Source organism: Dokdonia sp. Asnod1-B02 (genome assembly GCF_045063955.1).
Classification (GTDB): Bacteria; Bacteroidota; Bacteroidia; order Flavobacteriales; family Flavobacteriaceae; genus Dokdonia.
Genome location: NZ_JBEFNW010000002.1, coordinates 1600587 through 1620626, shown reverse-complemented (window position 1 = coordinate 1620626; position 20040 = coordinate 1600587). Strand labels below are relative to the sequence as shown.

The 20040-nt window shown below is 34.1% G+C and carries 20 protein-coding genes and 1 tRNA gene; 20 read left to right on the top strand and 1 reads right to left on the bottom strand.

The features are described 5' to 3' along the window. Positions 1-62: 62 nt before the first annotated feature. The 8 genes from ACJJVU_RS07465 to ACJJVU_RS07430 all read left to right on the top strand — a co-directional run bounded on the left by ACJJVU_RS07465 (position 63) and on the right by ACJJVU_RS07430 (position 6521). Positions 63-329 carry a hypothetical protein gene (locus ACJJVU_RS07465; RefSeq protein ID WP_013751747.1) on the top strand — a complete coding sequence of 89 codons (267 nt, stop codon included), beginning with the start codon at positions 63-65 and terminating at the stop codon, positions 327-329. 58 nt (positions 330-387) lie between these two features. Further along, positions 388-461 (top strand) — tRNA-Thr (locus ACJJVU_RS07460). 361 nt (positions 462-822) lie between these two features. Then, entirely contained in the window at positions 823-1554 is a 732-nt protein-coding gene (locus tag ACJJVU_RS07455; protein WP_298327254.1) for a hypothetical protein, read from the top strand. Between the two features lie 219 nt (positions 1555-1773). Further along, positions 1774-2361: a hypothetical protein gene (locus tag ACJJVU_RS07450; protein WP_405223822.1), complete on the top strand. Its 588-nt coding sequence runs from the start codon at positions 1774-1776 to the stop codon at positions 2359-2361. Positions 2362-2999: 638 nt separating this feature from the next. Beyond that, complete coding sequence (locus ACJJVU_RS07445; protein WP_405223821.1) at positions 3000-3803, top strand: hypothetical protein; 804 nt, start codon at positions 3000-3002, stop codon at positions 3801-3803. Positions 3804-4304: 501 nt separating this feature from the next. Continuing rightward, complete coding sequence (locus ACJJVU_RS07440; protein WP_405223819.1) at positions 4305-4799, top strand: hypothetical protein; 495 nt, start codon at positions 4305-4307, stop codon at positions 4797-4799. Positions 4800-5036: 237 nt separating this feature from the next. Further along, positions 5037-5477, top strand: coding sequence for a hypothetical protein (locus ACJJVU_RS07435; RefSeq protein ID WP_405223817.1), 441 nt, complete (start codon positions 5037-5039; stop codon positions 5475-5477). A gap of 618 nt (positions 5478-6095) precedes the next feature. Then, positions 6096-6521, top strand: coding sequence for a hypothetical protein (locus ACJJVU_RS07430; RefSeq protein ID WP_405223815.1), 426 nt, complete (start codon positions 6096-6098; stop codon positions 6519-6521). 108 nt (positions 6522-6629) lie between these two features. Here the strand turns inward: ACJJVU_RS07430 and ACJJVU_RS07425 are convergent, their stop codons facing one another. Next, the gene (locus ACJJVU_RS07425) at positions 6630-6758 is read right to left on the bottom strand and encodes a hypothetical protein (RefSeq protein ID WP_405223813.1); all 129 of its coding nucleotides are present in this window, start codon (positions 6756-6758) and stop codon (positions 6630-6632) included. A 356-nt stretch (positions 6759-7114) separates the two neighbouring features. Here ACJJVU_RS07425 and ACJJVU_RS07420 point away from each other — a divergent pair, with 356 nt between their 5' ends. From ACJJVU_RS07420 to ACJJVU_RS07365, 12 genes are all read left to right on the top strand, one after another. Further along, the gene (locus tag ACJJVU_RS07420; RefSeq protein WP_405223811.1) at positions 7115-8194 is read left to right on the top strand and encodes an SMI1/KNR4 family protein; all 1080 of its coding nucleotides are present in this window, start codon (positions 7115-7117) and stop codon (positions 8192-8194) included. Positions 8195-8736: 542 nt separating this feature from the next. Further along, a complete protein-coding gene (locus ACJJVU_RS07415) occupies positions 8737-9540 on the top strand; it encodes a DUF6896 domain-containing protein (protein WP_405223809.1) in 804 nt (267 codons plus the stop codon). Between the two features lie 489 nt (positions 9541-10029). Then, positions 10030-10692, top strand: coding sequence for a hypothetical protein (locus tag ACJJVU_RS07410; protein ID WP_405223807.1), 663 nt, complete (start codon positions 10030-10032; stop codon positions 10690-10692). 558 nt (positions 10693-11250) lie between these two features. Further along, positions 11251-11883, top strand: coding sequence for a hypothetical protein (locus tag ACJJVU_RS07405; protein ID WP_405223805.1), 633 nt, complete (start codon positions 11251-11253; stop codon positions 11881-11883). 750 nt (positions 11884-12633) lie between these two features. Further along, positions 12634-13224, top strand: a complete 591-nt coding sequence (locus ACJJVU_RS07400; protein WP_405223803.1) for a hypothetical protein — start codon at positions 12634-12636, stop codon at positions 13222-13224. Positions 13225-13919: 695 nt separating this feature from the next. Beyond that, on the top strand, positions 13920-15083 hold the full coding sequence (locus tag ACJJVU_RS07395; RefSeq protein WP_405223801.1) for a hypothetical protein: 1164 nt from the start codon (positions 13920-13922) through the stop codon (positions 15081-15083). Between the two features lie 827 nt (positions 15084-15910). After that, positions 15911-16372, top strand: a complete 462-nt coding sequence (locus ACJJVU_RS07390) for a hypothetical protein (protein ID WP_405223799.1) — start codon at positions 15911-15913, stop codon at positions 16370-16372. A 234-nt stretch (positions 16373-16606) separates the two neighbouring features. Then, positions 16607-16972 (top strand): hypothetical protein, encoded by a 366-nt coding sequence (locus ACJJVU_RS07385; RefSeq protein ID WP_405223797.1) that lies wholly within the window; start codon positions 16607-16609, stop codon positions 16970-16972. 367 nt (positions 16973-17339) lie between these two features. After that, positions 17340-18068, top strand: a complete 729-nt coding sequence (locus tag ACJJVU_RS07380; protein ID WP_405223795.1) for a hypothetical protein — start codon at positions 17340-17342, stop codon at positions 18066-18068. A 379-nt stretch (positions 18069-18447) separates the two neighbouring features. After that, positions 18448-18933, top strand: a complete 486-nt coding sequence (locus ACJJVU_RS07375; protein WP_405223793.1) for a DUF2947 family protein — start codon at positions 18448-18450, stop codon at positions 18931-18933. After that, positions 18930-19121 carry a hypothetical protein gene (locus ACJJVU_RS07370; RefSeq protein WP_405223791.1) on the top strand — a complete coding sequence of 64 codons (192 nt, stop codon included), beginning with the start codon at positions 18930-18932 and terminating at the stop codon, positions 19119-19121. Before ACJJVU_RS07375 ends, ACJJVU_RS07370 begins: the two co-directional genes overlap by 4 nt. 190 nt (positions 19122-19311) lie before the next feature. Beyond that, positions 19312-19710 (top strand): hypothetical protein, encoded by a 399-nt coding sequence (locus tag ACJJVU_RS07365; protein WP_405223789.1) that lies wholly within the window; start codon positions 19312-19314, stop codon positions 19708-19710. Positions 19711-20040: the final 330 nt, after the last annotated feature.

Below are 20040 nucleotides of genomic sequence, written 5' to 3'. Positions count from 1 at the left end.
TACATAAAAATGTAAGGTTCATGATTATAAATTAAACTACTTTTGCAGTCAAAATTAGAACAATGGCAAATATTAGAGATTTAAAAAAGGATATCAATTTTGTACTAGGTGACATCATTGACGCAGTATATGTTTGGGAAGCACTTAATCCTAAGGCAGACAGAAAGGAAAGTGAAGCGATTATAGATGATGCTATCGCAACTTTTGACACTTTAATTACAAAAGTAAACGACCGTAAAGTAGAGAATAGAGGTAAAAATCTAGTGGCAGTACGTGTAGATCTTGAGAAGGAAGGGCAGGCACTTATAGACCGTATTAATAAGCTATAATTTTTTTTAAAAAAAGGGTTGCATATATAATAAATGCTATTATATTTGCACCCGCAATGCCGATGTAGCTCAGCTGGCTAGAGCAGCTGATTTGTAATCAGCAGGTCGTGGGTTCGAGTCCCTCCATCGGCTCAAAAAGGTCTTCTTTTATTAGAAGGCCTTTTTTGTTTTATATAAGTTCTTGGTGTGGTGTGGTACGCTTTCGCGAAAATGTGAGGTTATAACCTTATAATAGCCGAACTAGACATTTCCCTCCTTCCCTCTTCTTATAATCTCCTAGACTGTCGTTAAATGCCTTTATAACTCCTTATACAAATGGTCATACTCCATTTATAAATAAGTGCAGTTATGACCTTCTCGACAAAAGCACAGCTGTAAAATTCATTGTATATTTAGTCCACACAAATAAGACCGCAAACTAAAGCAAATCTGCAATCCCGATAGCTATCGGGAACGGCACTCGCTTTAATTATTGGGCTGTAAATATTATTGAATGAATAACGAATTATTAAAACATCTTTTTACTTCAACTGACAAAGTTTTCAACAAGCACTCGGACAGAATGTTTGATAACTTTGAACGAGCAGACAAAATCATTATTTGGATTGTAGGATTTGCAATAGGTGTTTTTATGTTAACAATTATTAGAGGTAACGAGAATGAAATTTTAGAAAATATACTTTTTGAAATATGTTTATTTTCCATAATTATAGTCATCTTAGGACTTTTGTTTAGAGTAGTATCATTCTTGACTCAACTTAGATTATCAAATATTCTAATGGTTTTTAGTAGCAAAATAGCTGGTATGACCACGGAATTTGATATTCCTTTTCCCAGAGAAATTAAGGAATCTGATGGGATTCTTGACATAATACGATATTTGAAAGAAGATTTTGGAATTGAACGACCAACACCAAAATTAAATGAAAGGTCTGATGAGAATATAAAAAAAGGAATAGAATTATATAAAAAATACTATAAATCAATCGCCGATTCGAATGATGTTGAGTCACAATTTAAAATATTTAAAAAAGAATTTTCGGAATACTTTGGTTATTCACAAAGCTATATAGATAATAAATTGAGAGATGAAAAAGCAGATTATAGATCAGGCAAAATTTTCAGAATTTCATTAGGCATAAGTGTTACACTTTACGTATTAACAATTGGAACATTTATTTTAGGAAGTATTCTAATAATGATAGAAGTTTTAAATAAACTATAGTTAATAATGTGTATAATTCATTAATAGTCCGAACCTACTTATGAAATTAGGTGCTTAAACACGCCACTAATCATATGCAAAACCATTGTACGCAATATGAGTAAAACAACTGAATGAAATAAATTATGAAAAGAAAAAAAACAAAAAATTAATGTTGAAAACACAAGACTGATTTATTATATTTTTGGTCTAATTCTCACATTTTCAGCACTAGCATTTGTGTTAAAATTTAGTTCATTTTCTTTTTCTATATCACAACCAGAGGACTGGAATACCTTTGTGTCATATTTAGGTGGGATTTTAAATCCAATATTGACATTAATTAATTTAATAATCTTCATTAAACTAACTAAATCAATTCAAAGAGCTTCGGAAAATAAATCTTGGGTTGAACGAACAGAAAATCTAACTTTCGAATTAATTGACTCAATTTCGAAAGAGGCTGCATTCCTGACTTTTTTCACACAAAGTCTAAATAAAATTGATATTGAAAAACAGAATGATTTTATAACTCAAAATCAGGTTATGGAAAAAATTAGCGTTCTAAATAATAATGTAAGTGAGCAACAATTAAAGTTAAGATTATATATTGAAAGTAGCATTTTTGAGAATTGTGAAACTAGAAAACCATTTCTAAAATCAATCGAAAATCTTATTCCAAAAATAAATGACTTTTTAGACGTTTATGCTCTACCAAAATATGACAAATCAAAAGAATTAATGTCTTCATTTGTAGATATTGAGAACAGTATTAAAGATACTATAGAAAAAGGAAAGCAATTTTGTGATGAAATATATTATTTATAAAAATACTGTGCACAACAATGGTTCTAAGTAATTGCTAGTTCTCGCCTATTTTAGAAATCCCTGCGAAATTTTATCGCGTTCATTTTGGTTTACTAAATTAGTTGCCTAGGCACTTAAATAAAGATAAACAATCACGTGGACGGCTGATTGCCAAAGGACATGTTTTTCATCTCAAGATAAGCCACATCCAAGGCAGTTGTATACTTGCAAATTCCCGCCGTCGTATGGCTCCGCTTCAAAATCAGAATACATCTAAAGTCGTTGAAATATCGAAGAGTTGGGTATAGATCAAGTTAGAGTAAATCCGCTAGGATTTTAAAGCTCTTGGTGTCTTTCTATTGATTATCGGTTATGGCATGACTAAGCGGTTCTTTGATGCCTTCCTCTCGCTATGCTCGTCGGAGGCAGGACTCAAAAATGCCTAGGGCTTGCATCTAAATTATAGAAAGCTCGAGACGTGGTTGCAACCAGCCACAACTATTACATAACGCGAATACGACATTTTTGAAAGCTCTATGCGCGGCGCACAACTCCAAAATTCATTGTATATTTAGATCAAACAAACAAGACCGCAAATTAAAGCAAATCAGCAAAATGCCGCACTCGCTTTATGCAGTGGCCTGTTACCACACATTTGAATGAACATCGAAAACAGAACTAAATTAGAGAAATGGCTCGACCAAAATTATTGGTTCGAAGACGGATTTATATCTGAAATTAATGATTCAAAAAGCGGACTTGAAATTGTAGTCGGATATCAAACAGTTGGAACATATGTCGCAGGAGAAAAACAAGAATTAAAGGAGTTTAGTTTAAAACCAATCGGACTTAAGAATTGGACTTATAAAAAAGAACAATTCTCACCAACAAAAGAATCTTGTATTAACGGAATTGACTTAACGGAAAAAGGAATTGGTTTAAAATTCGATACAGAAAGTGTGTTTGAATTGAATTGTGAATCCATAGAAATTAGCGAACCTAAAATCACTCAAACCTATACAAAACCTTGGATTAGTAACCGTGAGATTTATATCACAACAACCGAAAAAGAAGTTCCAACAGCCAATTATTGGATTGAAAAACTTGAAGAATATGGTTTTAAAACAGGTTTTAGATATTTTGCGAGCGAACTTATTCAATCCGAAAAAGTTCCATATCCAGATTATAGCGGATATTTTATCCAAACTCTAAATAAAATAAGTGAAACTCAAAAAGGTTTGTTTTTCAAATTTATCGGTTTAGAAAATGGAGAATTACGAATAGGAGTTGAAAATGGAGATGAAAATAAAGAGTTGTTTAATTCCATTCAATTAATAGTTTCAAATTGGAAAAACACAACAATTAATTCTGGGAATGTAAAATTTACTGGAGAAGAATTTAACGAATTTTTAGAAAACGGAAAATATCCCGAACGAATTGAAAAAATAAAAAACGTGTGGTAACACCGTATATAATTTATTGCTAGTTCTAGCCTACTTACGAACATTCCTGCGGAATATTCTATTCGGTTTTTATTTGCTAAATTAGGTGCTTAAAACACGCAACAAACCATATACAATCACGTGGCGGCTGATTGCCAAAGGACATGTTTTTCATCTCAAGATAAGCCACATCCAAGGCAGTAGCATACTTGCAAATTCCCGCCGTCGTATGGCTCCACTTCAAAATCAGAATACATCTAAAGTCGTTGAAATATCGAAGAGTTGGGTATAGATCAAGTTAGAGTAAATCCGCTAGGATTTTAAAGCTCTTGGTGTCTTCTTATTGATTATGGGTTATCGGGTGACTAGGCCGTTCTTTGATGCCTTCCTCTCGCTGCGCTCGTCGGAGGCAAGTTTGAAAGCTCTATGCGCGGCGCACAACTCCAAAATTCATTGTATATTTAGATCAAACAAACAAGACCGCAAATTAAAGCAAACCAACAAAAATGCCGCACTCGCTTTATGCAGTGGCCTGTTGTGCGTAATATGAAAAAACTATATTTTATTATTTTATCACTTGTTTTCTTTTCTTGTGAAAATCAATTGGAATTGAGTGGTAACTGGGTTATTATAGAAATGGCTCATTCTGGAGAAAAAGTATACCCGCAAACAGAAAGCGAGCAAATTACAATTAGTGTATCCCCAATTGGATACGAAGGTTCCGAAAAGATTAAATTTAATATTGGAGATTCAACGGTTACTTTTCCAGGATTCCAATCTGATATTTTAAAATCACGATTTTCAATACGAGGAGATTCTATATTTTTTAGAGCACTAACTGAGAATGCCGCTGATGAGAAAAATAGTGAACTAACTAGAAAAACGTTTTTGGGGGATTTTAAAATAATACGTGAATTGAGAAAGGAAAATATCCGTCTTAAATCAAAGCTGACAATAATTAGGCTTATTAATGAAGAATATCTTTTTGATAAACGGTTAGATGATATATTGAGATAATAAAATACTACGCACAACAATGCCTATAATTAATGTGGGGTTTAGGTTTTTACGCCAAGGTCTATGTATATTTATGAGGTCGCAAAATCTTTGGGATTTTGCTTTGGACAAGGAAAAGAAAAAACAAAACAAAAAGATTTGGCTACGAGCTGTGGCGCCATGGGAATTGTAAATCACCGCCCCACACTAATCATAGCCTAGACGTTGGCAAACATTTATCAGAACATCGAATAGAGAATGAATAAAAGAAATAGAATAATAAATTGGATTGGAGTTTCTCTGTCATTACCTCAGAATAAGCAATCCGAAATGTTTTACTTTGATAAATCACAAAATCTATTCTTTTCTATACATATTGTCGACTATTTTATGTTAAACGAAAATTTGGAGATTGACGAATCCACAACCAGTTCTTATAATAAAAAGACTGAAAACGAAATCGTTTCTTGGATTAAAAGAATTGAACTAGAGGATAAACGGATAATAAGCGTTCCTCAAAAAGGGCTGACTGACGAAACTCGAAAAAAAATTGAAGCGGAAAAATTTCTTGATGATTTATCAGTTGATATTGACAAAACTAAAATATGGGAAGTTGAAGAGAAAATTTCTGTTAATATTGACTTGACCAAAGAACGAACGAATAGTGGAAATAAAAAATGGTGGGAAATTTGGAAATAAAACGATTTGCCAACAATGTATATATTTTATTGCTAGTTTCTAGCCTGCTTACGAATATTCCTGCGGAATATTCTATTCGGTTTTTATTTGCTAACTTAGTGACTTAATCACGCAACAAACCATATACTAAACCGTGGCGGCTGATTGCCAAAGGACATGTTTTTCATCTCAAGATAAGCCACATCCAAGGCAGTAGCATACTTGTAAATTCCCGCCGTCGTATGGCTCCACTTCAAAATCAGAATACATCTAAAGTCGTTGAAATATCGAAGAGTTGGGTATAGATCAAGTTAGAGTAAATCCGCTAGGATTTTAAAGCTCCCACCCTACCAATCAGCCGCCACAGGCCACTACTCAAAAATGCCTAGGGCTTGCATCTAAATTATAGAAAGCTCGAGACGTGGTTGCAACCAGCCACAACTATTACATAACGCGAATACGACATTTTTGAAAGCTCTATGCGCGGCGCACAACTCCAAAATTCATTGTATATTTAGATCAAACAAACAAGACCATAGATTAAAGCAAATCAGCAAAATGCCGCACTCGCTTTATGCAGTGGCCTGTTGTGCGTCATTTGAGAAAAATCGTGCTGAAAATGAAAACTATTGAATTTTAATGAAAAAATGGATTTTAATAATTGTTGGAATTATCCTGATTGGAATAATCGGAATTGGAATTAAAATCAACTCGGATTTGAACGATGTTGTGGAAGCTTTTAATTCGGAACACTCTCTAAACGAGCCAAATTTGATTATACTTTCGGACTCAATTTCACCGAATAAAAAATACAAATATTACGAATATCAATTTGACAAAGGCGGACTAGGATATTCAAGAATATTTTGGTCAATTATTAAAAATGACAAAAAGGAAAATGACCTTGGAAAAGGATTAATTACTCAAGGATTTAAAATAATTGGGTGGAACGAGAAAAACGAATTACTTTTAAGAGAATGGAATCCTACATCGGAATTAAAAACTGTGTCGGAATTGCAGAACGGAACAATAATTAACGGAATGAAAATAAACATTGTGGAATAAAAACGAACGCACAACACCGTATAAAAATAATTGCGGTTTAGTGCTTAATCAAAGGTCGTTGCGTGTTTGTAACGTCTGATTTTCCTTCGGAAAATCCTCGCATACAAACTACGCACTATTCTTATACGTAACCGTGGACGGCTGATTGCCAAAGGACATGTTTTTCATCTCAAGATAAGCCACATCCAAGGCAGTAGCATACTTGCAAATTCCCGCCATCGTATGGCTCCACTTCAAAATCAGAATACCTTAAAAGTCGTTGAAATATCGAAGAGTTGAGTATAGATCAAGTGAGAGTAAATCAGCTAGGATTTTAAAGCTCCCACCCTACCAATCAGCCGCCACAGGCCACTACTCAAAAATGCCTAGGGCTTGCATCTAAATTATAGAAAGCTCGAGACGTGGTTGCAACCAGCCACAACTATTACATAACGCGAATACGACAATTTTGAAAGCTCTATGCGCGGCGCACAACTCCAAAATTCATTGTATATTTAGATCAAACAAACAAGACCGCAAATTAAAGCAAACCAACAAAAATGCCGCACTCGCTTTATGCAGTGGCCTGTTGGCGGTAATTACAGAAAAATCATATGACAGAAGATATTTGGAAACAACCTGCAAAAGGATTTACTGATAAAAGTATTGGAAGAACGGAAGAACAAATCGTTCAAAAAGAAACTGAAATTGGATTTAAATTTCCAAGTCTTTACAGGGAACATATGAAAATCCAAAATGGTGGATATTTATGGAAAAGTGCTCTAATCCATAATGGTGATGTCAATGAACTTTTATTTAATGGTTCAACAATTGACCAAATTATCAATCACGGAGGTTATAAAACTTTAAAAGATGTATTGCTAGAATATATGGACAAAGAAGAACTTGAAAGTTCGACAGAATCCGAATTCATTAATTTAGAAAGACTTCCTATTCTCTCACATATGGATGGTCATACAATGTTATGTTTTGATTATGGTTATAATGTTGAATCAGCATATGAAATTCCTCAGATTGTACATTTTGAATTAGAATGTGCTGATAATGGATATGAAGAAAAACTAAGAGTTAAATCCTATGATGACTTAATTAACAAATTAGTCTATTACGGTTATGAATCAACTTCATTTTTTATTGGACTAAAATCTGATGAGCCAATAGAGCAAATTGCAGGAATAATTAATAAGACGTTTGACCTAGAACTTGAACAAAAGACAGATGATGGTTATGGGTGGTATAATTTTGAGAAATGGTATTACGGAGAACTAAAGATAAATTCAAAGCTATCTGCTCATCTTAGAATAACCCCAAATAAATTTCAAAGTAAAACCTTTCTTTTCCAAAACAACAAAGATTTTAATTATGTTTTGGATATCGACTTAAGAATTGGAGTAGAATCATTTCAAGACAATTCAAATTATTTAAAGTCAATTATTGAGGAATTTCTTCAACCATTTTTATCAAAACAAAACTGGGACTTTTTACAAATTCCATATCATAAAGAAAACCTTGAAGAGATAGAAAAATTGAAGAAATCATTTGAATTCAAAGAGAAGTCGAATGATGAAAAACTACCGCCAACAATGTATAAAAGCAATGGCGGAGAAAGTGATAAAACAAACGATAATACTAGTAACAAAAGCAGGTCTTGGTGGAAAAGGCTGTGGTCTTAAATCCGCCACTGCTCTTATACGAGACGTGGACGGCTGATTGCCAAAGGACATGTTTTTCATCTCAAGATAAGCCACATCCAAGGCAGTAGCATACTTGCAAATTCCCGCCATCGTATGGCTCCACTTCAAAATCAGAATACCTCAAAAGTCGTTGAAATATCGAAGAGTTGGGTATAGATCAAGTTAGAGTTAATCCGCTAGGATTTTAAAGCTCTTTGTGTATTTCTATTGATTATCGGTGATGGACTGTCTAAGCGGTTCTTTGATGCCTTCCTCTCGCTATACTCGTCGGAGGCAGGGCTCAAAAATGTCTTTATTTGTACATCATAATTATAGAAAGCTCGAAACATTGTTGCACCTGTGCATTCCTCTCGCTCGTTCCTCACTCGTCGGATGCAAGAACTACAGCATAAAGCGTCCCGAAGTTCATCGGGATTTGAAAGCTCTACGCGCGGCGCACAACTCTAAAATTCATTGTATATTTAGTCCAAACAAACCAGACCATAAATTAAAGCAAATCAGCAAAATGCCGCACTCGCTTTATGCAGTGGCCTGTTAGCGGTCATGCAAAAACTGACTCGAAATTAAACAGGAAAATGAATAAAAACTTAAAAATAGAACGTTTGATTTATCTGCTGGAAAAAGCGAAAATAATTGCGGGAAATTTTTCTGGAGAATATTTGCATCATTATCATTCACCTAAAGAGTTTAAAGATGAAATAAGATTATCCATAACAAATCTAAAAAACAATGACTTTGAAGAATTGAGTGACATTTATAACTCATTTCAAAAAGATTCCGAATGGTACGATTTGACAAAAATAGCAGGAGAAGAAATTGGAAATAACATTTTCTCTTTAACCACAGAATTGATTAATGAATTTGAGAGTGGGAATATTTTAGAATTAATAAATGATTTTACAAGCACAGTTAATAAAGGAGTTCAAATTATAAAAACCAAATATGGTGTTTCAGATTTGTTGAAAGGTTGGCATAGTGGTTTATATGAACAAACTGGAAAATTAAAAGATTTAGGAATTGAATTTTATGCATTTCATGGTTGCGGACTTGCTCTACATTTCAGAAATAAAAAAGTTAATTTCGATTTTGCTTATGTTCCTGAACAAAGACACGATGGATTTGATTTATGGAGGTTACATGGATTTGCTCAAGGACAACCGAAAAAATATAACAAGTATTTAGACAAAAATAATCTTGAAAAGGATTTTAAGGGATTATTAAAAAAGGAGATAATTTGTTTGCCTTCTCAAGACAATTCACCGGAACAATATTTTTTAACAAGTGAAATAAGAAAAAGAGTGGAAATGAAAAACACGAACCGCTAACACCGTGTATAATTAATTGCTAGGTTATTCCCTACTTGCGAATATTCCTGCGGAATATTCACGGGTTCGTAAAAGTTTACTAACTTAGTTGCTTAACCACGCAACTAACAATACACAATCACGTGGACGGCTGATTGCCAAAGGACATGTTTTTCATCTCAAGATAAGCCACATCCAAGGCAGTTGCATACTTACAAATTCCCGCCATCGTATGGCTCCACTTCAAAATCAGAACACCTTAAAAGTCGTTGCAATATCGAAGAGTTGGGTATAGATCAAGTTAGAGTAAATCCGCTAGGATTTTAAAGCTCTTGGTATCTTTCTATTGATAATCCGTGATGAGATGACTAAGTAGTTCTTTGATGCCTTCCTCTCGCTATGCTCGTCGGAGGCAGGGCTCAAAAATGTCTTAGGTATACATCTAAAGTATAGAAAGCTCGAAACGTGGTTGCGCCTGTGCATTCCTCTCGCTCATACCTCACTCGTCGGATGCAAGAACTACAGCATAAAGCGTCCCGAAGTACATCGGGGTTTGAAAGCTCTACGCGCGGCGAAGGAACCACAAATAACTGTATATTTAGACAATCAATTAATAAACAAATAAATACAGGCTACCCAGCAAAATGCCGCACTCGCTTTATGCAGTGGCCTGTTACCAATAATTTGAGAAAGAACATTACTACCATATTGATTTTACTATTTGCCATTAGTTTTCAGGCAAATTCGCAAACTGTAATTTTTGCGAACGGAGACGATGACCGAAAAGAACTTCCGAAAAACTTATCGGAATTTGTTGAACTGAAAGAACCGCTGACTGACACAATATTGGTGGATAAAAAACGAACTTTCACAATAGTTCTGACCTCAAAGGAACAATCACTTCCGATTATGCTTCTTGGATATCCAATTGAGACTTATGCCACTAAAAACAATCTGAAAATCCCAGATTATACGAATGAGAAATTTCTTGCGCTATCTGACGAAGAAAAAAATAAGATAAATCTAATGATTCCGAGCATTGAGATAAATAAACGAATTGACTTAAATAATAAAATTATAATAGAAGCGAAAATTACGTCTGAAAACATTGAACGGTTTGATATATTAATAGACCAAAGAGTTTTTAAGACGTTTGAATTACAACTGAATTAAAAACTATTGGTAACACCGTGTATAATTAATTGCTTGGTTCTAGCCTACTTGCGAATATTCCTGCGGAATATTCACGGGTTCGTAAAAGTTTACTAAATTAGTTGCTTAACCACGCAACTAACCATACACAACAACGTGGACGGCTGATTGCCAAAGGACATGTTTTTCATCTCAAGATAAGCCACATCCAAGGCAGTAGCATACTTGCAAATTCCCGCCATCGTATGGCTCCACTTCAAAATCAGAATACCTCAAAAGTCGTTGAAATATCGAAGGGTTGGGTATAGAACTAGTTAGAGTAAATCCGCTAGGATTTTAAAGCTCCCACCCTACCAATCAGCCGTCCACAGGCCACTGCTCAAAAATGTCTTAGGTATACATCTAAAGTATAGAAAGCTCGAAACGTTGTTGCAACCAGCCACAACTACAGCATAAAGCGAATGAGACATTTTTGAAAGCTCTACGCGCGGCGAAGGAACCACAAATAACTGTATATTTAGACAATCAATTAATAAACAAATAAATACAGGCTACCCAGCAAAATGCCGCACTCGCTTTATGCAGTGGCCTGTTGTATCACATTTAAGAAAAAGTATGGGATTCTTTGAAAACCTCTTCGGAAAAAAGAAAAATAATAGTGAAAACACTCAAAATAAAAAGGACACTAGTGATGGACAAATCGAAGACGAACCATATGGAATTGATGAAGACAATGCTCACGCCAGAGCACTCGAATTAATTCCGGAAGAATTTTTTTGGTCGTGCATTGATGAATTAGGACCGTTTGGTTCTGACGAAGGAGATATGGCTTTATCTGAGTTTAGAGATTGGAAAAAAGAAAACCCGCGCAAAAAAACTTACGAATGTCTCAAATGGACTATCGAAGGTGTTTCGGAAAAAGGAATATCAGATTACAATGAAAAAATACTTGATAGAGCCTTAATCCAATCTCAATTGGATGACGATAATTTTGACGACTCACAATACATTTATACTGTAGATATTTCTGTTATTGCTACTGGATTTGGTCAATTAGTAGATGAAGGTAAAATTGACGAAAAGAACAAACCGTTAATCCAGCTGGCAATTGACCGACAAAAAATTTGGGCTGAACTAGCTACTAATTGGGAACATAGGACTGAATATATTGGAAATCTAAATGTTCTAGACAGAGCACTTAAAGTAGCATAGAAAAACGTGTTACAACAAAACCTATAAACAATACGGGTTTCGGGCTTAAAAGAAAGGTTTGTGTATATTTATGATGTCGCGAAATCTTTGGGATTTCGCTTTGACCAGAAAAAGAAAAAACAAAACCAAAAGATTGCGCTATGTGCGTGGCGGAAAGCAAACGCTAGTTTCCTCCCGTACTGTTCATAGCTAAACCGTGGCGGCTGATTGCCAAAGGACATGTTTTTCATCTCAAGATAAGCCACATCCAAGGCAGTAGCATACTTGCAAATTCCCGCCGTCGTATGGCTCCACTTCAAAATCAGAATACATCTAAAGTCGTTGAAATATCGAAGAGTTGGGTATAGATCAAGTTAGAGTAAATCCGCTAGGATTTTAAAGCTCTTGTTGTCTTTCTATTGATTCTCGGTTATGAGGTGGCTAAGCGGTTCTTTGATGCCTTCCTCTCACTATGCTCGTCGGAGGCAGGGCTCAAAAATGTCTAAAGTACACATCTAAATCATAGAAAGCACGAAACGTAGTTGTGCCTGTGCATTCCTCTCGCTCGTCCCTCACTCGTCGGATGCAAGAACTACAGCATAAAGCGTCCCGAAGTACATCGGGATTTGAAAGCTCTATGCGCGGCGACAGATTCACAAATAAGTGTATATTTAAACAATCAATTAATAAACAAAAAATATAGGCTAACCAGCAATCCCGATAGCTATCGGTAGCCGCACTCGCTTTATGTAGTGGTCTGTTATCTCTCATTTGAAAAAAAAACTCAACATATTATTAATCTTGATTTCAGTCGGAGTTGTAGTCTTTGTTGGACTAACCTTTTTCGGAATTTCTATAATGAGAACAAAAACTGAAAATGAATATTTTGAAAAGCAAAAACAAAATTATACGGAATTAACTCAAAAACGAATTTTATACTCTTACGGACTTGATACGCTGAATTGGGAAAATTATGTTTTGAAAAGGAAAATCAACCTGACTTTGAAAAAAATTGAACGTGACTCTACAATTTTTTTCGCCCTCTCTAGCTCATTAGATTCCACAGACACTTATGGTTCTATTCAATATGTGAAAATTGACAGTTCGTTATATATTTATGGAGAAAAATATCATATAATTGAAGCCGAAAAGTATTTTAATAAAAATCTATCGAAATTTCAATTTGACCTATACGAATTAATTGAATCTTATGATGATGCAAATGGACCATTTCTTTTCAATACTGATTATGGAATTTTAAATGTGGAGGCTTGGTCAGCTGGAAGACAAATATTTTATCTGCCAAATGAATCAACCGTAGATATAGAAAAAGAGTTATTGAGGAATTTAAAATCGGAATAAAAACGAGAGATAACACCGTGTATAATTAATGGCTTGGTTATCGCCTACTTACGAAAATCCTCGCGGATTTTCTATTCGTTTTTTATTTGCTAAATTAGGTGCTTAAACACGCCACTAATCATACACAACAACGTGGACGGCTGATTGCCAAAGGACATGTTTTTCATCTCAAGATAAGCCATATCCATGTCAGTTGCATACTTGCAAATTCCCGCCATTGTATGGCTCCACTTCAAAATCAGAACACCTCAAAAGTCGTTGAAATATCGAAGGGGTTGCGTATAGATTGAGTTAGAGTAAATCCGCAAGGATTTTAAAGCTCTTGGTGTCTTTTTACTGATTATCGGTTATGGGATGATTAAACGGTTCTTTGATGCCTTCCTCTCGCTATGCTCGTCGGAGGCAGGGCTCTAAAATGTCTAAAGTACACATCATAATTATAGAAATCTCAAACGTTGTTGCACCTATGCATTCCCCTCACTCGTACCTCACTCGTCGGATGCAAGAACTACAGCATAAAACGTCCCGAAGTTCATCGGGATTTGAAAGCTCTACGCGCGGCGACAGGTCCACAAATAACTGTATATTTAGACAATCAATTAATAAACAAATAAATACAGGCTACCCAGCAAAATACCGCACTCGCTTTATGCAGTGGCCTGTTAGGTGTAATTTAACAAAACACATTTCAAAAAATGAAAATTGCCTTACATTTTAATGCTGACCACGAAATGTTTCCTGGGTTTTACAGCTATCCAATATATTATGAAATATTTAAAATCTTATTAAATCATAGAAACTTAAATATCTCTTCAAAAATGTTTGTTGGAGACCTATTGTTTCTTCTATATAGTCGAGAAGAAGTTTCAGAAGAAACTGTTGAAAATAATACTAGAACGAGTTATCAGGTCAGCGAAGAAAAATACATAGACTTAATAAATAGTTGGCTATTTTCAGAAGAAAATAATTGGAAAAAATTTAATGAAACCAAGTTAGAAGAGTCTTTATCACAAAATATATTTGTAGTTTGTTTTGAAAGTATTGACCTTAAAAACGCAGAATATCTATTTGATAACTTAAAAGATTACGCCCCATTCATTGGAGCAATGGAAATTAATGATAGTAATAAAACTCATTGGATGTTATATGGTCAATCCTTAATTCCATATACTAGAATAATAAACAGAAAATTACATATGTTTCATGACAGTATGACTAGTGATGATTTAGATACTGAAATGCAAAAAGAATTTCTTGCTTTGGGTTTTGATTCTGTAGAATTTGAAGATTTGAAATTAAAATATACAATTTTTGATATATTCAACAACTATGAACATGCAAGAAGAATAGCTGAATGGAAAAAAGGATTCGGTTCTTCATTAGCATATATTGCTGACAATGTTGTTTCTGAATTAATAGATAGCGCGCCTGATTTAGGTAATAAATTATGGTCAGCTTTAAATACATTTGATAGTGCTGAAACTAATGAACAATATGCGCAAGTTGTAACATCATGCAGAAGAATATTCGAATATGTTACTGATTGTATTTTTCCACCACAAGATGAACCTAGTGAAACTGGAAATTCATTAAAAGCTAATAAATATAGAAATAGGATATTTGAATATGCTAAAATAAATAGAGCCAGTTCTACAAATGTTGATTTGGTTGTCGCATCAACAGAAGTTTTATTTTCTCAATGGTCTAAATTAAATAACTTGGCTAATAAAGGTGTTCATTCTGAGGTTTTTAGAGACGAAACGAGGAGATGTTTAATTAGAACTGTACTTATGCTAGATGATATAATATCTTTAAAGCAAGGTCCTTTTGAATTAAAACCAGAAATAAATATAGAATAAAAACTACACCTAACACCGTATATAATTTATTGCTAGTTCTAGCCTACTTACGAAAATCCTCGCGGATTTTCTATTCGGTTTTTATTTGCTAAATTAGGTGCTTAAACACGCAACAAACCATATACAACAACGTGGACGGCTGATTGCCAAAGGACATGTTTTTCATCTCAAGATAAGCCACATCCAAGGCACCAGCATACTTGGAAATTCCCGCCGTCGTATGGCTCCACTTCAAAATCAGAACACCTCAAAAGTCGTTGAAATATCGAAGGGGTTGCGTATAGATTGAGTTAGAGTAAATCCGCAAGGATTTTAAAGTTTTTGGTGTCTTTCTGTTGAATATTGGTTATGGCATAACTAAAAGGTTCTTTGATACCTTCCTCTCGCTATGCTCGTCGGAGACAGGGATCAAAAATGTCTAGGGTATACATCTAAAGCATAGAAAGCGCGAAACGTTTTTACGCCTATGCATTCCTCTCGCTCGTACCTCACTCGTCGGATGCAAGAACTACAGTATAAAGCGAATGTTGTGCCTTATTATAAATCTCATCCAGCATCATTCTCTCAGTCGTTAACTCCTTCGTCGATGATGAGAGAGGCAACTTTGAAAGCGCTATGCGAGGCGCACAACTCCAAAATTCATTGTATATTTAGATCAAACAAACAAGACCATAAATTAAAGCAAATCAACAATCCCTGTAGCTAAAGGGAGTTGTACTCGCTTTATGCAGTGGGCTTTTGTATACAATATGGTGAAACGAACTTTATATATAATATTGTTATTAATTTCGACCTTGAGCTATTCACAAAATAACTCGGAATCTGATGTGTTTAAAAAAATCATTGATTACGAAATTGGAAAAGGTGGACGAGGAATATATATCCAATGTGAAAAACCCAAAACTTCTTTCGACGTAAAAGATTTTAAAGTAGAAACTGGACTGAATGTGCCCAAAAATGTCTTAAACGAAATTGAACTAAATGAATCAAAAAGTAGCATTGGGATTTGGAATGCAGAATTGTTAAACGAATTGAATTACGGCGAGGATTTCATTAAACGTAAAAAATGTTTGACTAAAAATGACGCTGAACAACTATTCAAAAAGACAAAAAAAAGACAAAAAGTTATTTCAATAAGTGAACCTATATTTGATAATAATTACGAAAATTGTGTTGTTTCTGTATCCTATTTGAAGTTTACTGGGAGCGCCTATGGAAAGAAGTATTTTCTAAAAAAAGTTTGCGGAATCTGGACAATCATAGTCGAATATGAAATCTGGATGACTTGAAAAATTACTGTACACAACAAAAAACTGAGTTGAAAAACAAGCCTTCCTCTCGCTGCGCTCGTCGGAGGCAATCTTGAAAGCTCTACGCGCGGAGCACAACTCCAAAATTCATTGTATATTTAGATCAAACAAACAAGACCGCAAACTAAAGCAAACCAGCAATCCCGATAGCAATCGGGAGCCGCACTCGCTTTATGCAGTGGCCTGTTATGATACATCAAAAACAAACCGTAAATGAATAAAATTTTGATATTAACATTCATGATTTTATGTTCTTGTGGAAAAGGAAATACTGATTCAAAAACGGACTTTAATGAATCGGACTTCACTCAAGCGCAGGGAATAATAACTGAAATAATCCACGGATTTTCATACTCTGAAAAATTTATAAGAACATATCATTACGCTTATGGCAACGAATCTGATACAATACTTTTTGGAATTGAAAAAAACTCGGATTTGATTTTAAATGTTGGTGACCCAATAATCGTGTTAGTAAAAAAAACTGGCCAAACTAAAACTTTTATAGCACAGCGCGGACCAATAAATAGAAAACTACTAACTGAATTAAAAAATATTGACCAAAACAAAACGGAATAAAAATAACGTGCCACAACAAAAAACTGAGTTGAAAAACAAGCCTACTTCGGCTATGCTCGGCACAAGCTTTTAAGCTAACTTTTTCATCGTAGGATTTTCCTATTTTTATAATGGCAAAAGCTTGATTTAAGAACATATTTGCCTCGATTAGGAGTACTAGTTCTCCTATTTCCTAGACTCATTACGCTTTCGCGAAAGCGTACTTCTAAAAAGCGACTTTGAAGGCGCTATGTGCCCTACATAACTCCAAAATTCATTGTATATTGAAATCAAACAAACAAGACCCCATACTAAAGCAAATCAGCAATCCCGATAGCTATCGAGAGCCGTGCTCACTTTACTTAGTGGTCTGCCAGCATTAATTAGAATGAAATACTACCATATAATATTCATATTATTGATTTTCCAAAGCTGTAACACAACTACACTTTCTGAAAAAGAGGCTAATAACATTTCAAATCTACAAGTTGAAATAATTATTGAAGATGGTACAAATCAAAATTCGTTGAATAAGATTAACGCCTTTTTGACTAATGGTAAGAAAAGTATTATTAACGATAACATTCAAATTCAATTAAATGGAAAACCATTAGAGCTATTTGTAAGAACAGGAAATTATTATGACAAATATCCTGTATATAGAACTGATGAATTAGAGCGAAGAGAGTCTTATTATTTTGAAATAATATTACCTGACAGTACCAAACATCCTATAGCTTTTATAAAACCTAGTAAAATAACGTCTAAATTTAATTTCCCCACAAATTTCTCACTGGACAAGGACTATACATTTGAATGGGAAAATAATAACCTAACGGGTGATATGGAAATATGGAAAGGTGTGCATAAAAAAGATAATCCGAACGCACATTCTGGAGGAAGATATGCCGAATCTACAATACATCATACTATAAAAAATGATAGCGGAAATTATAGTGTGCAAAAGTCATTTTATAAAGATTCTTTGACTGTTGCCGATTATTTAAAAATACGAATTAATAGTATTGAGAATGGATTGATAAACCCTGAATTAATGGTTAATAGTACAATTACAATTGATTATTTAATGGAAAAGACAATATGGGTAGAAAAATAACAATTGCTACCACAGAACTGAGTTAAAAAAGGCTTCTTAGGCTACGCTTAGTAAATGATTATAAGCTAATATTGATCTGTAATTGACGTCATAGCATCTTCTTGATTTGATGATAGTAAAAGCTTGTTTTGAGAGTTTGTTTCCCACTGTTAAAAGTACTAGTTCTCCTCCTCCCTAGTACTCATTACGCTTTCGCGAAAGCGTACTTCTAAAAAACAAGTCTGAAAGCGCTATGCGTCCCATACAACTCCAAAATTCATTGTATATTTAGATCAAACAAATAAGACCGCAAACGAGAGCAAATCAGCAATCCCGATAGCTATCGGGAGACGCACTCGCTTTATGCAGTGGCCTGTTGTTAAACATTTGAAAAAAACCTTTGGATATAAAAATTGACATTAGGGAAATAATCGAATTAAAAGATTTTGAGTTAGGTTGGAGATTTGAAAAAACTCACAACTTTGACATTTCAGAACGTGAAAAAAGTCTGATTAATCCAGTTTCGGAAATGGAATCCAAAAGGTTAACCAAAATAATTGACTATTTCGAAAATGAAAATGTTTTAAGAGATAATTACACTCAATCCGATTGGATAAGTGCAAATGCAGAAAATGACGAAAAAATTGAAAGATTTAGAAAAGTATTAGAAATTGCTCTTGAAAAATGTAACGAAGAATTATTTTTAACTTGGCATCGAACTATAACCATAAAAACAACAAAAGAGATATTTATAAAATATTGGAGTGACTTTCTATATTCAAGTTCGGATGATGTTACTATAATTTCGGAAAAAACAAATTGGGTAATTTTCTATCGTCATTTTGAGGTTGCTAACATCTGGAAAAGGATTAATTTGAACGAATGAAAAAATCAGCGGAATTAATTGAGGAGGCGAAAAATCATCCAAATGGTTGGGTTTACGTCTTGGAAAAACAATTTAAAGGAAAAGAAGAAGTTCCACCTCAATTTATTAAAGGAGCTTGGAAAGTTGATGAAAATGGGATTTTGGAAGGAGAATTTATGCCAAATCCAAATTATCACGGAAAGAAATAACACGCAGAAAAACGTTTTACAACATCTTATAAAAATAATGCGGCAGTTAGTGCTTATTCAAAGGTTAGTGAATTTTGTTACGTCTGATTTTACTGCGGAAAATCCTCGCACACAAAACCTCACTATTCTTATACATAAACGTTGTGGTGCATTTCTCAACTGCACGAAAACAAAATGAATAAATAAAATAATGGAATCAAGTTTCATAAAAATAATTGAATGTTTTAATCTCCCAGGAATTGGACTTCTGACTGAATTACAACATAATGAAAACGGAATTCCGCCGAATACAGAAATTATTGAATTGGAAACTGAAAAATCTTGGATTATAAAAAAGAGAGTACTTTCTGGAACACTTCTAATTGCAGATTCTGAAATTACATTTGACTGCGAAACAGAATATAAACATTTCAGTAACTCTTATAAAAATATGAAAGACCGAGAAATTACGGTCGAAAAAGAAATAGAGAAAAGAAAAAAAGGAATTTATTGGTATTTAATTAAACCTGCGAATAAAAAGGAACAAGTAAAACCTGAAATCGGAATTAAATTAAAAATAAAACGACACCACAACAAAGAACTGAGTTAAAAAACAAACCTACATCGGCTACGCTCAGTACATGCTTTTAAACTAATTTTGATTTATAGTTTTCATCATAAGGTCTTCCAGATTTTGCAACAGCAAAGGCTTTTTTTAAGAGTTTAAAAACACTTGAATTATGGCTAGTTTTTACTCATATCAGTACATTTTCGCGAAAGCGCACTTGGAAAGAGATATATACCTCCCACAACTCTCAAATTCATTGTATATTTAGCCAAATGACAAACATGACTATACGAGCAAATCCACATAAGCTCTTAGGTGTTTAAGAATTTACCGCATTTTCAAATTAGGCGAATCCACAATATGAAAGTAATT

What these genes read in the sequence shown, in the direction of transcription:
- ACJJVU_RS07435 (WP_405223817.1), top strand. Translation starts at nt 5,037, where the DNA reads ATGAATAAAAGAAATAGAATAATAAATTGGATTGGAGTTTCTCTGTCA.
- ACJJVU_RS07380 (WP_405223795.1), top strand. Translation starts at nt 17,340, where the DNA reads ATGAAATACTACCATATAATATTCATATTATTGATTTTCCAAAGCTGT.
- ACJJVU_RS07440 (WP_405223819.1), top strand. Translation starts at nt 4,305, where the DNA reads ATGCAGTGGCCTGTTGTGCGTAATATGAAAAAACTATATTTTATTATT.
- ACJJVU_RS07455 (WP_298327254.1), top strand. Translation starts at nt 823, where the DNA reads ATGAATAACGAATTATTAAAACATCTTTTTACTTCAACTGACAAAGTT.
- ACJJVU_RS07370 (WP_405223791.1), top strand. Translation starts at nt 18,930, where the DNA reads ATGAAAAAATCAGCGGAATTAATTGAGGAGGCGAAAAATCATCCAAAT.
- ACJJVU_RS07465 (WP_013751747.1), top strand. Translation starts at nt 63, where the DNA reads ATGGCAAATATTAGAGATTTAAAAAAGGATATCAATTTTGTACTAGGT.
- ACJJVU_RS07415 (WP_405223809.1), top strand. Translation starts at nt 8,737, where the DNA reads ATGCAGTGGCCTGTTAGCGGTCATGCAAAAACTGACTCGAAATTAAAC.
- ACJJVU_RS07405 (WP_405223805.1), top strand. Translation starts at nt 11,251, where the DNA reads ATGCAGTGGCCTGTTGTATCACATTTAAGAAAAAGTATGGGATTCTTT.
- ACJJVU_RS07420 (WP_405223811.1), top strand. Translation starts at nt 7,115, where the DNA reads ATGACAGAAGATATTTGGAAACAACCTGCAAAAGGATTTACTGATAAA.
- ACJJVU_RS07365 (WP_405223789.1), top strand. Translation starts at nt 19,312, where the DNA reads ATGGAATCAAGTTTCATAAAAATAATTGAATGTTTTAATCTCCCAGGA.
- ACJJVU_RS07445 (WP_405223821.1), top strand. Translation starts at nt 3,000, where the DNA reads ATGAACATCGAAAACAGAACTAAATTAGAGAAATGGCTCGACCAAAAT.
- ACJJVU_RS07395 (WP_405223801.1), top strand. Translation starts at nt 13,920, where the DNA reads ATGAAAATTGCCTTACATTTTAATGCTGACCACGAAATGTTTCCTGGG.
- ACJJVU_RS07385 (WP_405223797.1), top strand. Translation starts at nt 16,607, where the DNA reads ATGAATAAAATTTTGATATTAACATTCATGATTTTATGTTCTTGTGGA.
- ACJJVU_RS07410 (WP_405223807.1), top strand. Translation starts at nt 10,030, where the DNA reads ATGCAAGAACTACAGCATAAAGCGTCCCGAAGTACATCGGGGTTTGAA.
- ACJJVU_RS07430 (WP_405223815.1), top strand. Translation starts at nt 6,096, where the DNA reads ATGAAAAAATGGATTTTAATAATTGTTGGAATTATCCTGATTGGAATA.